Origin of the sequence: Pseudomonas sp. WS 5410 (genome assembly GCF_012985645.1) — a bacterium.
In the GTDB taxonomy this organism is placed as follows: domain Bacteria; phylum Pseudomonadota; class Gammaproteobacteria; order Pseudomonadales; family Pseudomonadaceae; genus Aquipseudomonas; species Aquipseudomonas shahriarae.
In genome coordinates this window covers 111,315-130,452 of the sequence record NZ_JAAQWS010000008.1, presented here as the reverse complement: position 1 = coordinate 130,452, position 19,138 = coordinate 111,315, and the positions used below count along the sequence as shown (strand labels likewise).

Annotated in this window: 15 protein-coding genes and 2 pseudogenes; 9 read left to right on the top strand and 8 right to left on the bottom strand. The window is 52.2% G+C overall.

Going from position 1 to position 19,138, the window contains the following annotated elements; genetic code table 11:
• The first annotated feature begins 196 nt into the window (after window positions 1-196).
• Complete coding sequence (locus HBO24_RS14105; RefSeq protein WP_057440497.1) at window positions 197-1,870, top strand: bifunctional diguanylate cyclase/phosphodiesterase; 1,674 nt, start codon at window positions 197-199, stop codon at window positions 1,868-1,870.
• 65 nt (window positions 1,871-1,935) lie between these two features.
• Here the strand turns inward: HBO24_RS14105 and HBO24_RS14100 are convergent, their stop codons facing one another.
• Window positions 1,936-3,330, bottom strand: coding sequence for a NorM family multidrug efflux MATE transporter (locus HBO24_RS14100; RefSeq protein ID WP_057440496.1), 1,395 nt, complete (start codon window positions 3,328-3,330; stop codon window positions 1,936-1,938).
• A gap of 152 nt (window positions 3,331-3,482) precedes the next feature.
• Here HBO24_RS14100 and HBO24_RS14095 point away from each other — a divergent pair, with 152 nt between their 5' ends.
• Together HBO24_RS14095 and HBO24_RS14090 are read left to right on the top strand one after the other, a co-directional pair.
• The gene (locus HBO24_RS14095) at window positions 3,483-4,403 is read left to right on the top strand and encodes a LysR substrate-binding domain-containing protein (RefSeq protein WP_057440495.1); all 921 of its coding nucleotides are present in this window, start codon (window positions 3,483-3,485) and stop codon (window positions 4,401-4,403) included.
• Window positions 4,404-4,592: 189 nt separating this feature from the next.
• Entirely contained in the window at window positions 4,593-6,569 is a 1,977-nt protein-coding gene (locus HBO24_RS14090; protein WP_115129273.1) for a methyl-accepting chemotaxis protein, read from the top strand.
• 6 nt (window positions 6,570-6,575) lie between these two features.
• Here the strand turns inward: HBO24_RS14090 and HBO24_RS14085 are convergent, their stop codons facing one another.
• Entirely contained in the window at window positions 6,576-7,487 is a 912-nt protein-coding gene (locus HBO24_RS14085; protein ID WP_057440494.1) for an ABC transporter six-transmembrane domain-containing protein, read from the bottom strand.
• Window positions 7,488-7,600: 113 nt separating this feature from the next.
• Between HBO24_RS14085 and HBO24_RS14080 the strand changes: the two genes are divergently transcribed.
• The gene (locus HBO24_RS14080; RefSeq protein WP_057440493.1) at window positions 7,601-8,185 is read left to right on the top strand and encodes a TetR family transcriptional regulator; all 585 of its coding nucleotides are present in this window, start codon (window positions 7,601-7,603) and stop codon (window positions 8,183-8,185) included.
• Here the strand turns inward: HBO24_RS14080 and HBO24_RS14075 are convergent.
• The 3 genes and pseudogenes from HBO24_RS14075 to HBO24_RS14065 all read right to left on the bottom strand — a co-directional run.
• Window positions 8,182-9,441: pseudogene (locus HBO24_RS14075) on the bottom strand (YifB family Mg chelatase-like AAA ATPase); the annotation flags it as partial. The gene HBO24_RS14080 and the pseudogene HBO24_RS14075 sit on opposite strands and share 4 nt — an antisense overlap.
• 53 nt (window positions 9,442-9,494) lie before the next feature.
• On the bottom strand, window positions 9,495-9,674 hold the full coding sequence (locus HBO24_RS14070; protein ID WP_170059914.1) for a hypothetical protein: 180 nt from the start codon (window positions 9,672-9,674) through the stop codon (window positions 9,495-9,497).
• A 332-nt stretch (window positions 9,675-10,006) separates the two neighbouring features.
• Window positions 10,007-10,391 (bottom strand): annotated as a pseudogene (locus HBO24_RS14065) (transposase); the annotation flags it as partial.
• Window positions 10,392-10,667: 276 nt separating this feature from the next.
• Here HBO24_RS14065 and HBO24_RS14060 point away from each other — a divergent pair.
• Genes HBO24_RS14060 through HBO24_RS14050 form a run of 3 tightly spaced genes read left to right on the top strand, consistent with a single transcriptional unit; the run spans window position 10,668 to window position 12,959 of the window.
• The gene (locus HBO24_RS14060) at window positions 10,668-11,000 is read left to right on the top strand and encodes a hypothetical protein (protein ID WP_170059913.1); all 333 of its coding nucleotides are present in this window, start codon (window positions 10,668-10,670) and stop codon (window positions 10,998-11,000) included.
• Window positions 10,990-11,985 (top strand): GTP 3',8-cyclase MoaA, encoded by a 996-nt coding sequence (locus tag HBO24_RS14055; protein WP_170059912.1) that lies wholly within the window; start codon window positions 10,990-10,992, stop codon window positions 11,983-11,985. Before HBO24_RS14060 ends, HBO24_RS14055 begins: the two co-directional genes overlap by 11 nt.
• An 11-nt stretch (window positions 11,986-11,996) precedes the next feature.
• On the top strand, window positions 11,997-12,959 hold the full coding sequence (locus tag HBO24_RS14050) for a GTP 3',8-cyclase MoaA (RefSeq protein WP_170059911.1): 963 nt from the start codon (window positions 11,997-11,999) through the stop codon (window positions 12,957-12,959).
• Here HBO24_RS14050 and HBO24_RS14045 read toward each other — a convergent pair.
• The 3 genes from HBO24_RS14045 to HBO24_RS14035 form a co-directional block, all read right to left on the bottom strand.
• Window positions 12,928-13,521 (bottom strand): hypothetical protein, encoded by a 594-nt coding sequence (locus HBO24_RS14045; protein ID WP_170059910.1) that lies wholly within the window; start codon window positions 13,519-13,521, stop codon window positions 12,928-12,930. The genes HBO24_RS14050 and HBO24_RS14045 overlap by 32 nt on opposite strands.
• Window positions 13,506-14,135, bottom strand: a complete 630-nt coding sequence (locus tag HBO24_RS14040) for a hypothetical protein (RefSeq protein WP_170059909.1) — start codon at window positions 14,133-14,135, stop codon at window positions 13,506-13,508. Before HBO24_RS14040 ends, HBO24_RS14045 begins: the two co-directional genes overlap by 16 nt.
• Window positions 14,136-14,761: 626 nt before the next feature.
• Window positions 14,762-15,631 (bottom strand): hypothetical protein, encoded by an 870-nt coding sequence (locus tag HBO24_RS14035; protein ID WP_170059908.1) that lies wholly within the window; start codon window positions 15,629-15,631, stop codon window positions 14,762-14,764.
• A gap of 335 nt (window positions 15,632-15,966) precedes the next feature.
• Here HBO24_RS14035 and HBO24_RS14030 point away from each other — a divergent pair, with 335 nt between their 5' ends.
• Both HBO24_RS14030 and HBO24_RS14025 read left to right on the top strand, forming a co-directional pair.
• Complete coding sequence (locus HBO24_RS14030; protein ID WP_170059907.1) at window positions 15,967-17,109, top strand: hypothetical protein; 1,143 nt, start codon at window positions 15,967-15,969, stop codon at window positions 17,107-17,109.
• Between the two features lie 441 nt (window positions 17,110-17,550).
• On the top strand, window positions 17,551-19,035 hold the full coding sequence (locus HBO24_RS14025; protein WP_170059906.1) for a hypothetical protein: 1,485 nt from the start codon (window positions 17,551-17,553) through the stop codon (window positions 19,033-19,035).
• The last annotated feature ends 103 nt before the right edge of the window (window positions 19,036-19,138 follow it).

Here is a 19,138-nt window from a genome sequence, read left to right as displayed (position 1 = left end):
ACGACAGTGTGACGTACCACTCGATCTAAATTTGCCGGTTTTGTTACTTTGCCGCAGGATGTGCGGGGTTTTTGGGTCTATTGTTCGATCTAGACCTGCACTGCGCGCATTTGATAACCAATATCATTTGTCATTATCAGGCTGCACGTCATAATGCCCGCCGCCAACGAATTTTTGCAAAGTCTAGGGAGCTAGCTTGTCTACGCCTGTCGAACCCTTGCGTTTGCTGCTACTGGCCGATGAGCCAGCGTGGGCAGCGTTGTTGCGCGAGTGCCTGGCGCCGATGGGCGATGGGGCTGTGCTGATCAGTGCGCCAAGCTGGGAGTCGGTGAGCAGCTTGTTCGACGACGGCCGCACGGCTGTCTTGCTCACCACCCCCGGCCTGCAACCCGGCCCTGGCCGTTGTAACCTGCCCACCGTAATGCTGCTGGAGCAGGAACCGCTGGTTGCACCGTTGGGCGCCAGCGATTGGTTGATCCGTGGCGCGTTTGATGTGGATACCCTGCGCCGCTGCCTGCGCCATGTACGCGAACGCGGCTTGCTGGAAAACACCCTGCAACGCCTGGCCGCACAAGACCCCTTGACCGGCATCGCCAACCGCCAGGGTTTCCAGACCCTGCTGGCCGCGCGCCTGGCGGAAAACGACGGGCGTGGCCTGGCCCTCGGCCACCTGGACCTGGACAACTTTCGCCACGCCAACGATGCCCTCGGCCATCAGGCGGGCGACCGGCTGATCCTGCAAGTGGTCTCGCGGCTCAAGAGCCAACTGGAGGTCGGCGACCAACTGGCGCGCCTGGGCAGTGATGAATTTGCTTTGTTGATCGACACCCGCCGTGCGCCGCAACGTGCCGAGTGGATGGCTGAGCGCATCACCGAGGCCATGGCCGAACCTTACTGGGTCGATGGCGAGAGCCTGCTGATCGGCTGCAGCCTCGGCGTGGCCCATGCCCGCGCCAAGGCCGGCGCCGACCCGTTGATGTGGCACGCGCATATCGCCATGCAACAGGCCAAGAGCACTCAGGGCTGTACCTTTCATATCTTCAATGAACGCATCAACCGCAATGCCCGCAGCCTCGCCGACCTGGAAAGCGAACTGCGCCGGGCGCTGCGCCGTGACGAACTGGAACTGCATTACCAGCCGCGGCTGGACCTGGACGATGGGCATATCGTCGGCCTCGAAGCCCTGGTGCGCTGGCGCCACGGTGAACGTGGCTTGCTGCCGCCGAGCGAGTTCGTGCCGCTTGCCGAGCAGAGCGGCCTGATCGTGCCGTTGGGCTACTGGGTAATTTCCCGGGCCCTGCGCGATATGCAGGACTTGCGCGAGCGCGGCCTGCCGCCGTTGCACATGGCGGTCAACCTGTCGTTCCGTCAGTTCCAGGACAGCCAGTTGCTCTCGACCCTGAGCCGTTTGATTGCCGAGCGTGGGGTGGAGGCGCAATGGCTGGAATTCGAGCTTACTGAAACCGCCGTGATGCGCCGCAGCGACCTGGTCAAGCAGACCATGGATGCCTTGGGCCGCCTGGGTGTGCGCTTCTCCCTGGATGACTTTGGCACCGGGTTCTCGTCCTTCGTGCACCTCAACAGCCTGCCGATTGCCTTGCTCAAGATCGACAAGAGCTTTGTCGGCGGTATGGAAGAGCGCGAAGAAAACCGCAAGCTGGTGCACGCCATGATCAACCTGGCCCACAACCTCAACCTGGAAGTGGTGGCCGAAGGCGTGGAAACCCCGGAGCAGCTGGCGTTGTTGCGCTTGTTCGGCTGCGACCAAGCCCAGGGTTACCTGATCAGCAAGCCGTTGCCGCTGGCGGAATTGGTGGAATACCTGACGTTTGGCAGCAGCCAGCAGGCGTTGTTGGGCGATGTGATCTAGCGCTGTAAACCAATCAAAAAGGTGGGAGCTGGCAAGCCAGCTCCCACACTGACCGAGTACATCCTTCAGTTCGGCTGTGGGACCGCATCGACTTGCGGCTCCTGGGCAATCATCCGCTTCATCTTCGCCTCAAACGCCCAGGTCAGGGTAATCGCCGCACAGGCAAGCCCCAGCGCCAGCCCCCACCACACGCCAGTCGGGCCCCAGTCCAGGGTAAACGCCATCAACCAGGCCGCCGGTGCGCCAATCAACCAGTAACAACCCAGGCCGACGAGGAACGTGGTTTTGGCATCCTTGAGCCCTCGGATGCAACCCATGGCGATGGTCTGCACGCCGTCGAACAGCTCGAACCACGCCGCCACGGCCAACAGGCTGACCGCCAGGCTGATCACTTGGGCAAAGGCCGGGTCGTCATGGTCGAGGAACAGGCCGATCAGCGGGTCTGAAAACAGCCAGAACACCATGGCAAACCCCAGCATCACGCTCGCGCCGAAGGCGATACCCACGCGCCCGGCCAGCCGTGCGTCGAGCAGTTGCCCGCCGCCATAGTGCAAGCCGATGCGCATGGTGACGGCATAGGACATGCCCGCCGGCACCATGAACGCCACCGAGACGATTTGCAGGGCAATCTGGTGGGCCGCCAACTGCGTACTGCCCATGGTGCCCATGCACAGCGCCGCAAAGGCGAACAAGCCGACTTCCACCGCATAGGTGCCGCCAATCGGCAGGCCCAGGCGCCACAGCTCGCGCAAGTAATGCAGGTTGGGCCGCAGCAGGCCCTTGCCCAGGGGGTAGGCCGCGTAGGCGCGGTTGTATTTGATGTACCACAACAGTGCCAGGGCCATGCAGTTGGCGACAATCGCCGTGACCAGGCCAATGCCCATCAGGCCCAGCTTGGGCAGGCCGAACATGCCTTCGATCAACGCATGGTTGAGCAGGTAGTTGAGCACCGTGCCGCACAGGCTGATCACCATCACCGGCGTGGCTTTGCCGATGGCGCTGGTGAAGCCGCGCAGGGCCATGAACGTCAGGTAGCCGGGCAGGGCGAACGGCAGGATCATCAGGAATTGCCCGGCCGACTGCACGTTGGTTTCGGTCTGGCCGAACATCAGCAGCACCGGCTTGAGGTTCCACAGCAGCAGGCCGGCCACCAGGGCCATCAGCCAGGCCAGCCACAGGCCGGCCTGGGTCAGGCGGGTGGCGCCCTCGATGTCGCCGGCGCCCTGGCGAATGGCGACCAGGGTGCCCACGGCGGCAATCACGCCGATGCAAAAGATCGACACAAACGAATAGCTTGCCGCGCCCAGCCCGCCGCCGGCCAGGGCTTCGGGGCTGAGGCGGGCCATCATCAGGGTGTCGGTCAGCACCATCAACATGTGCGCCAACTGCGAGGCAATCAACGGCCCTGACAGCCGCAGAATGGCCCAGAGTTCGGTACGCGCCGGATGCTGCATGATCATCACGCTCAATAATTGCACAAGGGGTAGAAGGGTTGATTCTCGGCGCTCTCAGCGCTTTGCACAAAGGGATAAATGCGATCATTCGCATGATTAAAACTCATGCCAAGATGAATCTGGTAGGGTTTCGGAATCGTGCCGTCGGAGTTTTCCTCATGTCTCGTCGCCTGCCTCCGCTGTATGCCTTGCGTGCATTTGAAGCCGCCTCACGGCATAACTCCTTCACCCGTGCGGCCGAAGAACTGTCCATCACCCAAAGTGCAGTCAGCCGGCATATCCGTACCCTGGAGGAGCATTTCGCCTGCCGCCTGTTCCAGCGCAGCGGGCGCACCTTGCAGTTGACCGAGTCGGCGCGCCTGCTGCTGCCTGGGGTGCGCGAGGGTTTCGCCGCCCTGGAGCGCGCCTGCCATACCTTGAATGCCGAAGATGACATCCTGCGCATGAAGGCCCCGTCGACCCTGACCATGCGCTGGTTGCTGGCGCGCCTGAGCCGGTTCCGGCACTTGCAGCCGGGCAACGAGGTGCAGTTGACCAGCGCCTGGATGAGCATCGACGAAGTGGATTTCAATCAGGAACCGTTCGACTGCGCGGTCTTGCTGAGTGACGGGCACTTTCCGGCGGACTGGGAAGCCAGCTACCTGTTTCCCGAACTGTTGATCCCAGTGGGCGCGCCGAACCTGCTCAATGACGGCCCCTGGGATGTGGAGCGCCTGGCCAGCGCTGAACTGCTGCACCCCACGCCGGATCGGCGTGACTGGCGCCGCTGGTTGCAGCGTACGGGGCTGGCGTCCCGCGTCGCCATCAAGGGCGGGCAGGTGTTCGATACGCTGGAGCTGGGGATGATTGCCGCTGCCCGGGGCTATGGCGTGTCCATGGGCGATCTGTTGATGGTCGCCGAGGATGTGGCCCAGGGGCGCTTGAGTTTGCCATGGCCGACTGCGGTGGCCAGCGGCGAAAGCTATTACCTGGTCTGGCCCAAGACCCGCCCCGGCGGTGAGCGCCTGCGCAGGCTGTCGGACTTCCTGCAAAGTGAAGTCCAGGCCATGGCCTTGCCGGCGGTGGAACAGCTCGAGTGAAACGATGCAGCTCCCTACACACGGTGCCTTTGAGTGATGCCCCTGTAATTTGCTCAAGTATTGATTGGGGCCGCCGAAGTAGGTGTGTCGGAGTCGCCTTTAGTTGCGGCTCAGCGTGCCCCCAATCCAAGAAATTTGCCGATTAGCGCTATGAGATCAGGACGATCCGGGCCTCGGCCAGGAGCTGTCATGTCTCAACCCCGCGCCCGCATCGCTTCGCAGCTGGGCATTGCCTTGGCGGTCATATTGGCTGTCGTGATCAGCGGCAGCACGGTGTTTGCCCTGCGTTCCCTGGACTCGGCCAACCTGCTGACCCGTGAAGAACACCTGGCCAGCGAAGCGCGTTTGCTCGCCGACCAACTCAATACCTTCCACAGCACCCTGCGTGAGAGCACCCAGCGTTTGAGCGGGTTGTTTGAAAAGCGCTTCGGCGCCGGGTTGAGCGTACGTCCCGAGCAGATGGTGAGTGTGGCCGGGGTGCAGACCCCGAGCCTTTACCTGGGCACTGAAGTACTGAACAACAACTTCGACGAGGTCGATGAGTTCAAGCAGATGTCCGGCGGCGTGGCCACGGTGTTCGTGCGCAGCGGCGAAGACTTTGTCCGTATCAGCACCTCCCTGACCAAACAGGACGGCAACCGCGCCATCGGCACCGTGCTGGATCGCCAGGGGCCGGCCTACCAGCGCCTGCTCGCCGGGCAGAGCTACATCGGTCGCGCGGTGCTGTTCGAACGTTCCTACATGACCCAGTACAGCCCGGTACGTGATGCCAGCGGCCAGGTGATTGCGGTGTTGTTCATCGGTTTCGACTACACCGATGCGCAGAACGCCCAATTCGCCAACCTCAAGCGGTTCCGCATTGGCCAGACCGGCTCGCTGGCGCTGCTGGACGAGCAAAAACACTGGCTGGTGCCGCCTGCCGGCGTGCAGGCGTTGGAGCAGGCCGTTCCGGTGATCCTGGAGCTGGCGCAAAAGCCTGGCCAGGGGCGTTTCTGGAGTGACAAGGGCGAAGACTTCTACAGCGTTGCGGTGCCATTTGACGGCGGCCCGTGGTCGGTGGTGGCGAGCATGCCCAAGGCCGAGATCCGCGCGGTGACCTGGGCCGTGGGTATCCGCCTGGTGATCGGCAGCGTGCTGGCGATGCTGTTGGCGGTAGGCGCGGCGGTCTGGTTGCTACGCAGCAAATTGCAGCCCCTGGGCGACCTGGTGCGCCAGGCCGAAGCCCTGGGGGCCGGTGATTTGAGTGCGCGGCTGAATGTGTCCAGCCACGATGAAATCGGACAGCTGGCACGCAGCTTCAACCAGATGGGCGAGGCCTTGTCGACCATGGTCTCCCATATCCGCAAGGCGGCCGAAGAGGTCAACAGCCGCGCCCAGGCGCTGTCAGGTTTGTCGGGAGGCGCTTATGAGGGCATGGAGCAGCAATCCGGCGAGATCACCAGCATGGCCGGCGCGGTGGAAGAGTTCAGCGCCACTTCGCTGAACATTGCCGACAACATGGGCAATACCGAACGCATGGCCCAGGAAAATGCCCAGCAGACCCGCATTGGCCGCAACTCGATGCAGGAGGCGTCGTCGTCCCTGGAGCATATCGCCACGGCACTGAACAGCACGGCCAAGGTGATCAATACCCTGGGCCAACGTTCCCAGGAAATCGGCGGCATCGTCGGCGTGATTACCTCGATCGCCGAACAGACCAACCTGCTGGCACTCAACGCCGCCATCGAGGCGGCGCGGGCCGGGGAGCAGGGGCGTGGATTTGCCGTGGTCGCCGATGAGGTGCGCAACCTGGCCTCGCGTACCCGCCAGGCCACCGATGAGATTTCCGGGATGATCCAGAGCATCCAGCAGGAAACCGGCAATGCCATCAGCACCATGGAGCAGGGCAATGTACTGATGCAGGAAGGCTTGTCGCGCAACGCCGACGTGGCCTCGGCCCTGGCGCGCATCGACGAGCAAAGCCGCTCGGCGGGGCAGCAGTTTGCCGCGATTACCACAGCGACCCAGGAGCAAAGCAGCACCGCGACCTTGCTCAGCAGCAACCTGCAGAGCATTGCCCTGGCCAACAGTGAGCAGCGGGAAGTGGTCTCGAACCTGGCGATTACCGCCAGGGAGTTGGAGACGTTGGCGGCAGGGCTGCGGCAAGAGGTGGATCGGTTTCGGTAAGGCTGATCAATTCCCGAGTCCCGGATCCACCCGTTTGCCGATGTCCTTGAGCCGCGCCAGTTGATCAACCATCCCTGGCGCTTCGTCGAGGCTGCTGACGAAGGTCCACAGGTACGTCATCACCGCATAGACATGGCCGGCCTTGACCGCTGGCGACAAGGCCAGTTGGCTGATCGCTACGATGAACAGTAGCGCTGCCAGCGCGCCGAGAAACAGGTAGGCGACGGCTTCGCGGTCCGACAGCCAGATACGCAGGCGTGACAGCAGTTGGTAATGGCGTCGCAACGTCTGGGCGCCAACCTTTTCCACCAGGCCAATCTCTTTCTCCAGGCGGTTATTCAACCGTTCGTGCAACTGCTCGTTACGGCGGGCAAAGCGCGGTAGCAGGATGATGCAAAGCAGCAGTGCCGCAAAGCAGGCCAGGCCCACCCAAGGTTCAATCACCAATAACATCGCGGCCGCGCCAACGATGGAGACCAAGGCTGTCGCGATCACCGGCACATGCTTTTCGAAGAAGTCGACAAAGTCCCGCGCCAGCACCACCCGTGCGGCGGCCTTGGACGTGCTGTGATTCTGTAGACGCTGGTTGAGAATCACAGGTACGGCAAGATCGGCGTAGATCCGCGTGAAGGTCCGGGTATCCAACGCCCGGCGTGCGGCGCCGACCACCCAGAACGCCATCACCACGGCCGCATAGAACAGCGCACTGCTGGCATCGCCGCGCAGGATCGAGTCCACGGCGAAACCGGCAAACAGGGGATAGGCCAGCAGCAACGCGTTCTCCAGCGCAACCAACGACAGCGTGCAGAACAGCTTGCCGGGATAAGCCTTGGCGATTGCCTTGAGGGTTTGGCTGGCCGATTGCTGGCCGATTTTCTTGCTTTCTTCGATCAGGATCTGTGGCGTTGTGGATGGCATGGGTGCACCAAAGGAGTAATAGGCGCTACTATTGAGCGACTGCTCAAGTATCCTTGAGCAGTCGCTCAAAAAGCAAGCGCCGCTTATCTGACGGCGCCCGTAAGGAATTGCCCATGTCGCGTATCGACCGTAAAGACCAGATCATCGCCGCTGCCCTGGAGCTGTTTCGCAGCAAGGGCTTTGCCGATGTCTCCACCCGCGATCTGGCGGAGCATGCGGGCTTGTCCCGCAGCCACGTGTATCACTACTTCAGCGACTGGAAAGAACTGCGCCGCGAAGCCTTTGTTCGCTTCGCAAATGAGCAGTTGGACGAAGTGCGCGGGCCATTGGCAGATGCGCCGCCGCTTGAGGCCTTGGTGGGTTTCCTCAAGGGTTGCCTGCCGTGTACCGCCGACGCCGGCTGGGCGCTCTGGCTGGATGCCTGGGATGAGGCGATGCATGACGCGGAACTGGCTCAGGCGTATCTGCTGGTCAATGCCCAGTGGCAAGCCATGCTTGCCGATGTGATCGAGCAGGGGATCGCTGCCGGGGTATTTCGCTGTGACTCATCCAGCCGTGCGGCCCGCCAGATCTTTGCGGTGACGATGGGTTATACCGATGATCTGTTGCTCAAGCCCTCCGTCGAGTCGGCGCAAGTGGTACTGGGTGAGGTGATGGAAGTGGCGGGGCTGCTGCTGGATTTGCCCAGGGATCGCTAAGTCACGGCGGCTGGCCGGTACTGCAACGCTTCGGCCAGATGATGGCGAGCGATGGCGTCTGCCTGTTCCAGGTCGGCCAGGGTGCGCGCGACCTTGAGTAGCCGATGAGCTGCGCGCAACGACAGGGTCAGGCGCTCACAGGCGCTTTCCAGCCAACCCTCATCGGCTTTCGATAGCTCGCAGTGGCGCCGCAAACCCGTCAGGTCGAGGAATGCATTTGCACAGCCCTGGCGTTGTTGCTGGCGATCCCTGGCGCTGGCGACGAGGGTTGAAGCGCTGGCAGTGTCATTGCCGGTTTGTTTGGCTGGGTTCAGCGCGGTGCTTTCCCGGGCAACGGTCAGGTGCAGGTCGATTCGATCCAGCAACGGCCCAGAGAGCTTGTTGCGGTAGCGTTGGATCTGTTCCGGCGTACACCGACAGCGCCCGCTGGGTTCGCCCATATAGCCGCAGGGGCAAGGGTTCATGGCTGCCACCAGTTGAAAGCGTGCGGGGAAGCTCACGCGGTCGCGCGCCCGGGAAATCACGATATGCCCGGACTCCAATGGCTCGCGCAGCACCTCCAGCACCTTGCGATCAAATTCCGGCAGTTCATCGAGAAACAACACGCCGTGATGGGCCAGGGTGATTTCCCCAGGTTGTGGCTTCGAACCGCCGCCCACCAGCGCCGGCCCGGACGCCGAATGGTGCGGCTGACGAAATGGCCGGTGGGGCCAGTGGCTCAACGGTGCGAGGCTGACCACCGACTGGATGGCCGCCACTTCCAGGGCTTCCTGTTCGCTCAAGGGCGGCAGCAGGCCGGGCAGGCGGCTGGCGAGCAAGGTCTTGCCGGTGCCGGGTGGCCCGCTGAACAGCAGGTTGTGGGCACCCGCTGCGGCAATCAGCAACGCGCGCTTGGCGGCAAGTTGGCCCTGCACCTCGCTCAGGTCCGGGTAAGGTTTGTTCAGGTACAGCAGCCCGTCGGACTTGTACGGCTCGATCGGCACCCGTCCATTCAGGTGTGCCACCACTTGCAGCAGATGATCCACTGCAATCACCTTCAATCCGGAGGCCAGGCACGCCTCCTCGGCATTGGCCCTGGGCACGATCACGCTGCGCCCAGCCTTGCGTGCCGCCAGCGCGGCTGGCAACACCCCTTTGACGGCCCGCACTTCGCCAGACAGGGCCAGTTCGCCAAGGCATTCAACGTCTTCCAACTCCAGCGCCGGTACCTGCACGCTGGCCGCGAGAATCCCCAGGGCAATCGCCAGATCAAAACGCTCGTATACAGATTAGTAGCGATGCGTGGACATAATGCTGGAGACCGCGCCATTCAAGGAGCGCAGGAGCTTTCATCGATGTCCATGGAGTCGCAGCTTAGGTGCTGCTTTTCACGCAGGTTTTGTGCAAATACGAGATGACGTTGCCAACTTGTTAAGCCGAGAAGGTGGCAGGGTAAGAAACGAGCCAAAGCTGATTGTTCAGATGCAAAGGCCTTGTTGGGTAATTGCATGGACTTGACCACTCATTTGCATTGCCACTGACCAGCCATTTGCATCCGTGCTGACCAACCGCTTGCTTTCGATTTGACCAGCACACGCCGTTGTGAAGATCGGCAGAGAACGGCCAAAAGCGGACTTTCGGTTGAGCCTAGAAATGAGGGGCGTTTCATCCTGCAAGGTTGAGAGCGCCAAGAATCATTGCCTCCTCACGCATTTTTCCCGATGAGTGTTTCAACGACAGCATCCAATGTAGTCCCATTGGCTGCGTATATCTGTTCCTCGCTACTGAAAAGAATCTGAATTCCGGCACCCTGGAAAAATTCAGCATTATTGAAAAGGTCTGTCCACGGTCGAGCAGATAGCCATTGATGATCTGCAAAATCCCTCCGGCCAACTCATGTTTTTCCAGCAAGCGACGAAAGTTGAGGATCGTGGTTTCATCGGGAATCCGATCCAGATGCAGTCCTGAAAACTGCCGCAAAATCGTGGCCTCGTAAAGGGCTTCTTCTATCGCCGGATTACCGTAGCCGATCCAGTTCTACATAAGATGAACCCGTAACATTGCCATCAACGGATTAGGCCGGGCGGCCACCATCGCCCTTTGGATAATGCGGTTCGATCATGGTAATCAAACCCTTCCAGGGCACCACCTGATCCATCTCGATCAGGAAGCGCTCGCGGCGGGTCTGCTTACGTCTGCCGGCGTACTCGGCATCGGTGAAGAATATTTGTTTATCGAGGCTCAACAGTTCGATTCATGAGAGGTGGGTATTTCTCCGGAGTTGGAAGTATTTTTCAGCGTGTCCTTAGGTAAAACTCCGTAGATATCTGAATTATAAAGCAATTAGTGCACGATTTGACATCCCGAACTTCTGCACTATCGTAAGTCTACGGCGTAACATTTGTTTGATTAAATGGAAAGTGTAGCTTTCATTCGTTGGAATGATCTAGCTGTGGTAGTTAGGCTCATAACTTTTCTATCAATTAATTTCGGAGGGAAATCCATGGACTATTTGAATAGGATCAACAAATTTAAAGCATTCTCAGAGGCTTTTGATGAAGCGTATGGCCCCTGTAAGACATCGTTTATCACAGCAATAAAATCGGGACCCTTGAATGAATCCGAAATGAGCCTAATTAGATTTGGAGTATCCTTAGGGACAAAGCATGAAGGTGCAATTCAATCAAATGTAAGGAACTGTTTGAGGCTTGGGATTTCAAAAGAAACTATTTTGCAGGCTGTTAGGACGGCAAATGGAACTTTAGGACTTCCTGATTTTTCTGACGTGTATAGTTATGTGATTGAAGCTCTTGAGGTTGAACTAATTGAAAAATAACATCTCCCCCTACCATCTGCGCTTTTTCTTAGTGCCGCATTGCAACTTAAGATGCGTGTATTGTAATCCCGATGCCGAGGCAGAAGATAGAAAGCTTATTTCCTTTCAAGATATTAAAGATGTTATGAGCATAGCATCCGTAAAAGGGGTTGATCGAGTTCACTATAGCGGAGGAGAGCCCACATTACGAAAAGAAATTTCAAGCATATTTGATTTTGCGCGAGACAAAGGATTTGTAGAGCAAGCTATGACAACAAATGGCTTGACGCTAGAGAAGAAAGTTAAAGAGTATTTTGACTGTGGACTAACAAGACTAAATATCAGTCTAGATTCTTTAAATGGAGACTTGAATAAAAAAATTACCGGCGTTGACTGTTTGACTAGAGTTTTGAAAGGTATCGATAAATCCTTAAACTATTTCGACAGAATCAAGCTCAATGTTGTAATTATGCGGCGTAACATTCAAGAGGTTGAGCATTTTATCGAGATGTCCAATCGCTATAACGGCAAGGTGATAGTTCGCTTCATAGAGTTACAATCTAACCAGCCAGTTTTTTTTACCGACAGAATGAAAGGTGAACACATTCCCATGAGTGAAGTAGAGTCAATTATTAATGAAAAATTCGGGACGTTGAGAGCGATTGCAATTCCAGGCGAAAACCCAAACTGTTCATACTTTTCAATTGAAGGTTCAAAGGCACTAATCGGTGAAATTGCTAACCACTCTAAAGGTTATCCTTGTGGTGGGTGCCATAAAATTAGAATTAGTCCCTATGGCGATCTGGGGGTTTGTATAAATGCAGAAGGGATTAATGTTAGGAATATGCCGATTTCCGATAAGGAGGCGGCGATTGAAAAATTATTTTTCTTCCGCAGTCAGCTTGATGTCGTCGCCAAGAAGAGAAGGCATTTGTCAGATAGTAAGGGATTTTGGAGATGGGGCGACTTGTCGAATAGCACGCTTAAATTTGTGGAATTATCGTAAGGAGTTATCTTATGAGTGGATTAATTGCGAGTGATGCTGTTGGGAGCCAGTGGTCTATTAAAATATCATTAACGGATCGATGTAATTTTAGATGTTATTATTGCATTCAACTTCCTCAGATCGAGCAAGACTCAAACAACCAATTAACAGTCGATGCTGTAAGAAAAATACTAACCTCAGCAAAAAAAAACGGAGTGAAAAAAGTTCTTTGGACAGGAGGTGAACCAACGGTAGGCCCATTGCTAGAGTGCTCGAAGATAGCGAGCGAGTTGGGTTTTTTGGAGCAGGGGATAACAAGTAATGGATTTTTGTTAAATGGCCAGCTAGATGAACTAATTGCGAACGGCTTAACACGAGCAAATATCAGTCTGGATACATTAAACCACAAGAATTTTAAAGACATTACAAAATCGAATAAACTAGATGATGTCCTGGAGTGCATAAAAAAATGCTCACAAAAATTAAGCCTGACAAAGATAAACATGGTAGTCATGCGAACAAATCAAAATGAAATTATAGATTTTTTAAAATTAGGTGCCGACCTCGGCGCCGGAGTAATCGTTAAATTTCATGAGTTATGGAATATTAATCCAAGAGAAAAGTGGGAGTCGTTATATGTGCCGCATGAGAAAATTCTTGAAGTAATTAGTAGCTTTTATTCTTTTTCAGAGACCTCCTTAAAGACCACGACGAATCCAGGCATTACGTACTACAAATTAACGGATTCAAATGTGAAGTTTGGAGTGGCGAAAGTTCCGAAATCTCATATGTGCGATGTAAAAGAGTGCCAGAAAATCAGAGTATATCCAAATGGCAAAACCTGCGAAGGGAAGAATTTGCTAGCGAATGTTGATTGGGATGATGAGCTTTCACAAGACATTGCACAGGTTATAATTAATCGGGAGGCTTCGCTTATTGAAAATAGTACGCAACTAAGCTCATTTATTCAATCGCAGAGTGTAAAAACGACATAAGGTTCTCAAGTGCAGCTTGATCAGTCGTTTGCTCAACTATAAATACATGCACTCCCTTTTTTTGCATAAAATCAACAGCCATTTCGAATGCAGCTAATTCCTGTTTTCGCGAAAACTTTAATTCCGTAAAAGATAAGTTGCGTCTTTCCTTCATTCTCTCCATCAAAATATCTTCATCAACCCTTAAGTATATTATTAAGTTGGCTTTTGGGAGAGACTCATAAATCCGCCAGGTTAGCTCGGGATCCAAACCGTAAAGATAGTTGTACGCAACGCAAGTCACAAGATATCGGTCCGAAATCACAATTTCTTGCGAGTTCAATTTCGGCAGAATAACATTGTAATAGTAGAAATATTTTTCTGCTGCTATCATTAAGTCGTTAACGATAGCGGGGTTCTTGTAAAGCCTGCCGTCATTATGAATAAGCTCGCCTAATGGATGCAACTTACTGATGCCCGTAACTATTGAGACCCTCCGCCCCAAGTCAATATAATGTTGTTCAATTATTTTGCTAAGCGTTGTTTTGCCAGAAAAATTCGGACCTTCTATTCCGATATACATGTAATACCTGTTATGGACATTGTGATTTTATTTTTTCTGCCGCAGTTGGCACTCGCGTGATACATGAAAGGCGACCAAGTAATTATGTCGCCAGCTTGCCATTGGTGCCAGATGCTATTGCCCACATTAAAATAGTGCCCCCAATCCCAGTTTGAAAGCGCAACTAGATATCTTGATATTTGATTAATTTCCAAATTTGTATTGCGCCTGTAAGCGTTATACATATCAATGTGAAGTGGCAGCATTTGCCCTGGGCGTTGAATCATTAATTCAAAATGAGGTTTTCTTAGAGGGAGCACTTTGATTAATTCTGGGATAAAGCTTAATGAGGTGGTTTTTATTTCTGCGATGCTGAGAAATTCAATATTATCTTCATATCCCCACTGATCCAACTCATTAATGTCTGCCTGGCTGCCGTACTTACTTTTCCTTCCCCCCAAGGTCTTCAGCTTTAAAGCTTGCTCTTGCTCCAAGCGGAGAAGAAAATCGTCGACCTCTCTATTGCTAATAGTAACATTGCCAATTTCTCGAAAATCAATCGACTTTATTGCGGGATCAAAGTGCCAATTTGATTTTGACATTGCAAGCTGCATCAGTGTCATGTATTTATCCATAGTATTTTCCGTTAAGGGTATGGCTAGAATAATAAATCAGCCTAGTCCAAAGATAGATGCCCTGCAAGCTCGGTAGAGTAACTTTTTTCATTGGCTCAAGCCGAGCACACTACTCTAACCATGATTTATAGGAGGGGCTTATCTTCCACAAGACTGGATGCGTATAGACTATTTATCAAGCTGCCATTGTTTCAAATTGCATAATTTTTTTGCAACGTGGAGAAGAACTGTCACTCAGTAGCCATCAGCACCGCTATCGTCATTTTGAGAACTCGATCGGACCAGTAGCGATTCACTTGCTTCTATGAAGGCTCCTACTACGCCCCCGCTGGGCAAATCAGTCTATCCTGATCTTAGAGGAGGCCGAGGCGAATCCTGCTTCGAATGGCCACCGTCAGCCCCGCAGCGATAACGGTAGTCTCTTGGAGGAGTTGTCGAGATACCCCGGTTGCTCTAAGCCCCGCTAGCCATCCAATTCTATTCGTCCACGTACTGCGGCACCGGGCTTCTTCATTGGCCAGCGTCAAGCTAACTAGCTCCAGCTATTGAATAACGAAAGTTCACTATAGCGGCATATGTCCTCCTGAGGCTGTTACTAGGCTAAGGAAACTTCTAACAAAGACTACCTAGCCTCCATAGTGCGGAACAATTTTAGGGATTCCACGAGCTACAAGCGCTTTGTTAATCTCCGAGATCAGCGCATACCGCAAAGCGTTGTATTCCGGTGCTTTAGACCTATTAAGTTGTCCGTTGGCGTTATCCTTAATAGCATGCTTGCGAATTTCAGTGACGTCGTCAAATAGACGTTTTCGCAACTTCTTGCTTTCTCCATAAGGCAACATACTGAGCGGATAAGTGCCGCGAAGTAATTCACCAGTCAATCGATCTCTCAGTAGCCCCGTTTGAAGAAACAGTCGTGTGTCGCCTAGAGTTTTTAGGAAATCAAAGGTACTTAGCTCGTGGTGAAAATCATCAATGAATGCGGGGCGAGAAAAACCGTCGCAAATTGCCTCCAGCTCAAGCAATTGTTCACTGATGTCAAAAGATTTTGCGTAGTTTTTATAGCTCTCAGCCATCAGTTGACTAGATCGATTGAGCTTGTCGTTGAAGTGATTCCAGCTCCAGTAACTGATCTTAAAAGGATAAGCTTTCGACTGATTAAGACTCATCACAGCGTTATGGAGTGCAGTGTCCTCGGCTAAGGTCGTCGCAATTACGAACAAATCCAGATCCGGCTTGAAGGCCCGAGCTGCATCGGCTTCAGTCTTGATAAGGTGTAAGTTTAATTTCTTACCCTGCTTCATTTCTTTACACTGAATACCAAGTTGAAGTTCTCCAGGCATTTCACCATACACATCGACGCCGTTCTGGCGTTGCCCTTGCCTTCCATACTCGCGAACCGTAGTGGGCTCACACATTTGCTCTACAAGACGTGCAGTAAGGATTTGAAAATCTTGCCAGTTCGATGGTGGTGGGAAATTGAGATAGATGGACACTGAGATATCTTCCTGATTTTTCGTTAAATCGCTCTTGAGCCTATCATATGGACGCAGACTATGAAGTTCAAGAATACAATTGCCAACCATTTCATCCGTGAATTAATCTGATAGTAAGCTAAGAGATCTCCAATCATTACCGACCGCTTGCTGTAGGTCGATACGTGTCGTTCGCGAACGTCCGCTATGGGGCGGTTGCTGCCCTTCGTGACAGGCAGAAATCGGCCAATAGCAGCCGGTCAGCGATCAGGCTCTAAATAATTTTTCGCCTATGAGGTAAGATCTGCGTCCCTACAGAAAACACGTGACCGCCGAGTATTAGAGAGTTAATTCAAATGGATTTATTCAAGCTTGAAATTGAAGAGAGAAATTTACACCCAGATGTCAAAAATATAATCGATCAGGCCTGTTACGCACAGGCCAGAGATAATATAAATGAATGGTCTGCCGGTCTCAGTGAGCGCAGAAAAGAATGGAAAAAATTTGTTAAAGAATTTCAGATTTCATTCAACTCCAGCTTTTGGGAGTTATATCTAAACAAAGCTTTCGCTGATCTTGGGTTCAAAGTTGACTACTCAAAGGAAAGCCCGGACTTTTGTTTAATTCATTCGTCGGGTAGAATTTTAAATATTGAGGCGGTCACCTCTAATCATAGATCTAATGGAGCGATCGAATATCACAGTGCAAAAGGGCGAACTGCTGAAAACAGATTGGATGATGAACGATTCTATGACCTAAGTGCAATAAAGCTGGTGGGCAAAATAAGGGATAAGCGCGAATTATTCTTGGCAGGAAAAAAGAAGCACCCTTATTCATCACTAGATCACGTCAAGGGCAATCCATTTGTGTTAGCGGTAGCTCCTTTTGATACTCACCTGTCATTTTCTCAAAATAATATCGCAATTAATCGTGCACTGTACGGTGTCGACAGCAAAACAGGTAGTGGCAGACCGGTCATTCACCGAGCACTAAACGAAAATAGTAAGCCAGTCGAGTTCGGAATATTCACAGACGATAGCTACAAGGAAATTAGCGCGATAATTTTCTCAACCGTAGGAATGTTTAGCAAAGCTCTAATAGGCACGAATGTTGATGGCTTTGTAAAGTCCACAAGATACCGAGAAATGGGTGTCGTAGAGTTTATGGTAAAAGAGGGGTTGGATAGGATAGGTAAGCATCATGTAGAAATTGAATCCGGTCACGATATATTTTCTCATAGATACTTTAACGGCCATTTAGTCTGTGGTTCAGACGTTACGCTATGCAAGCCGTCGAACCACCGAGAAACTCATCTAGATGGACTACACCTATACTACAATCCGTTTGCAGAGACACCATTACCTAAAGACTTATTTTTAGCAAAAGAGATCACTCAGAATGATTTCGACCCTTTAAGTATGTCAATGACATCAAAACATAATGATAAATCATTGGTGTCTCGGCAATTTATTACTTCAATCGATACAGACGCCGGCTGATTTAAAAACTGGCACAATTTTTTTCAGTGTTTTAGCCGCGAGGAAAAGTTGATATCAATCAGCAATACGTAGAAGGTGGATTAATAACTCAGTTCTCCTTGTAGCTTCCGGCCAAAAGCGGACAGTATGCATAATAAATATTTCCCCTTTTTTTCTTAAGCAAATCCCCCGATCTGTCGCGAATCAACTGCGGTTGGCGATTGGGGGGCTACTGAAGCTATTGCTTACCAATGAAGTGCAGCGTGCCCAAATCGGCCAGTCAATGATCCTTGCTGATCTCAGTGAGAAGGCAGGAGAAAATAGACAAGGTTATGAGCGAGGCTGTCATGCCAAAATGATGCCGTTGATATAATATGTAGACATCCTACGCTTCTGATTAAAAGTTTATTGGCTTGAATTAATGTACGAGCGTGTCTTCTTCGATCCACAAGGAAAGCTAATATGTTAGCAAATAGTAAGCAGTACAAAGAAAATATTGAGCTTGCGCCAAGTGACTGGTTGTTCTGGAGGGATGAAGACTTTAATAATTGGAGGCGACAGCATGACTTCCCTAGGATTGTCGCATTCTTGTTTGATAGTTTACCTTATTTTTCCTTATGGCTTTCTGAACAGGTTGGATTGACTGAAGCAGATTTGTTGTTTCACGGCCCTTCCAGATTTATAAAATCCTACGGAGAAAATGCAACTTATATTGAACACGACGTGGGAGTCTCAATTTTTAAAGAGTCCCCCGCCAATAAAGTCGTCAAATATGAGTTTTTTGGAAAAAACGATTATGGAAAAACAGCTGGCTTTAAGATTTTGAGACAGGTTTTTTTTGTAAGCTATATTGATTGGGCCTATTCTAGGATGGAATGGGCTTTTCCAAACAAGCTAAAAGACATCAGGGGTATCGCTCTGTTCTTTACGCCTTCAGGAAGAACATCAAAATCCTCAGACTATTTGAACAGCAATTCAAACATACAATTCAACATACCATTATTCATGCCAAGCTTTACCGCGAACTCATTAAAATCAATGTCTTTTGTAAAAGCTCCACCGAGGCTCGAACTGCTCAAGCTTGGTGGAGGCGGAGTAGAAATAGAAAACGGTGTAGTGGGAGAAAAGAATCTCGAATTTACAAACATTGACAACCTGACGCTTATCTCTCCAATCATCACCAGCTTTCAAATCATCGCATTTTCCACATTGAGAAACTTCAAAGTTGTTGGTTCGATTCACGCGATAACTTTTCATCAATGTTCAGTTGAAATGACCGTAAAAAACGGCGGTTTATCTTTCTGTCAGTTTGAGCATGGCGATCACAAGATTGAGCTGAGCAACTCAAAGCTTGACAGGTCTTTGATAAGGTCGCGGCGACTTGATCTGAAGCTGTCTGCTACCGAACTTTTAGATTGTCGCTTAGAATATTCTGATATATTCAATTCTTCACCCAATGAAAAGAAAAACTTCCACAAGTCTGCAAAAATGATTTTTTCACACTTAGGGTATCCTGATTTGGCTGGAAAGCATTTTTTGACAGAGAAGAAATCAGACCGAAAACACAGGTGGGATACTTTCTCAAGTTCTAACTCTGCCACAGGAATAGGAAACAGGTTATATGCGCTGATTGGTTACTTATGGATGTCTCTACAAGAATTATATTGGGGGTATGGGGAGAGACCTTTTAATATAATACTATTTTCAATAGCTATTATTTCTATAATTTCGTCACTCGGTTATTTCAAGCAAGACTCTAGCACCTATAGCGATGCGTTAAGATCGATTACATTTTCCTTTCAGTCTTATACGAATGTCTCGATACTGGAAATAAATCAGGCCAGTGAAGCACTTAATATGATCGGGGCAGCCATGTCATTCTTTGGTTTGATATCAGTAGGCCTGCTGGTGGCTTCGTTGGCATCTAAGACAAAAAACTATAACTAATGGAATATACAGAAAGAGGACAGATCTAGTGGGCACTTTCCGCTCTTGGCCGACTCCCGCCTGTCGTGACAGACAGAAATCGTCCAGAAGCGGTCAATCGCGA

Coding starts and splice junctions, on each gene's coding strand:
- HBO24_RS14100 (WP_057440496.1), bottom strand. CDS start 3,330: ATGATCATGCAGCATCCGGCGCGTACCGAACTCTGGGCCATTCTGCGG.
- HBO24_RS14095 (WP_057440495.1), top strand. CDS start 3,483: ATGTCTCGTCGCCTGCCTCCGCTGTATGCCTTGCGTGCATTTGAAGCC.
- HBO24_RS14090 (WP_115129273.1), top strand. CDS start 4,593: ATGTCTCAACCCCGCGCCCGCATCGCTTCGCAGCTGGGCATTGCCTTG.
- HBO24_RS14085 (WP_057440494.1), bottom strand. CDS start 7,487: ATGCCATCCACAACGCCACAGATCCTGATCGAAGAAAGCAAGAAAATC.
- HBO24_RS14080 (WP_057440493.1), top strand. CDS start 7,601: ATGTCGCGTATCGACCGTAAAGACCAGATCATCGCCGCTGCCCTGGAG.
- HBO24_RS14070 (WP_170059914.1), bottom strand. CDS start 9,674: ATGCAATTACCCAACAAGGCCTTTGCATCTGAACAATCAGCTTTGGCT.
- HBO24_RS14060 (WP_170059913.1), top strand. CDS start 10,668: ATGGACTATTTGAATAGGATCAACAAATTTAAAGCATTCTCAGAGGCT.
- HBO24_RS14050 (WP_170059911.1), top strand. CDS start 11,997: ATGAGTGGATTAATTGCGAGTGATGCTGTTGGGAGCCAGTGGTCTATT.
- HBO24_RS14045 (WP_170059910.1), bottom strand. CDS start 13,521: ATGTATATCGGAATAGAAGGTCCGAATTTTTCTGGCAAAACAACGCTT.
- HBO24_RS14040 (WP_170059909.1), bottom strand. CDS start 14,135: ATGGATAAATACATGACACTGATGCAGCTTGCAATGTCAAAATCAAAT.
- HBO24_RS14030 (WP_170059907.1), top strand. CDS start 15,967: ATGGATTTATTCAAGCTTGAAATTGAAGAGAGAAATTTACACCCAGAT.
- HBO24_RS14025 (WP_170059906.1), top strand. CDS start 17,551: ATGTTAGCAAATAGTAAGCAGTACAAAGAAAATATTGAGCTTGCGCCA.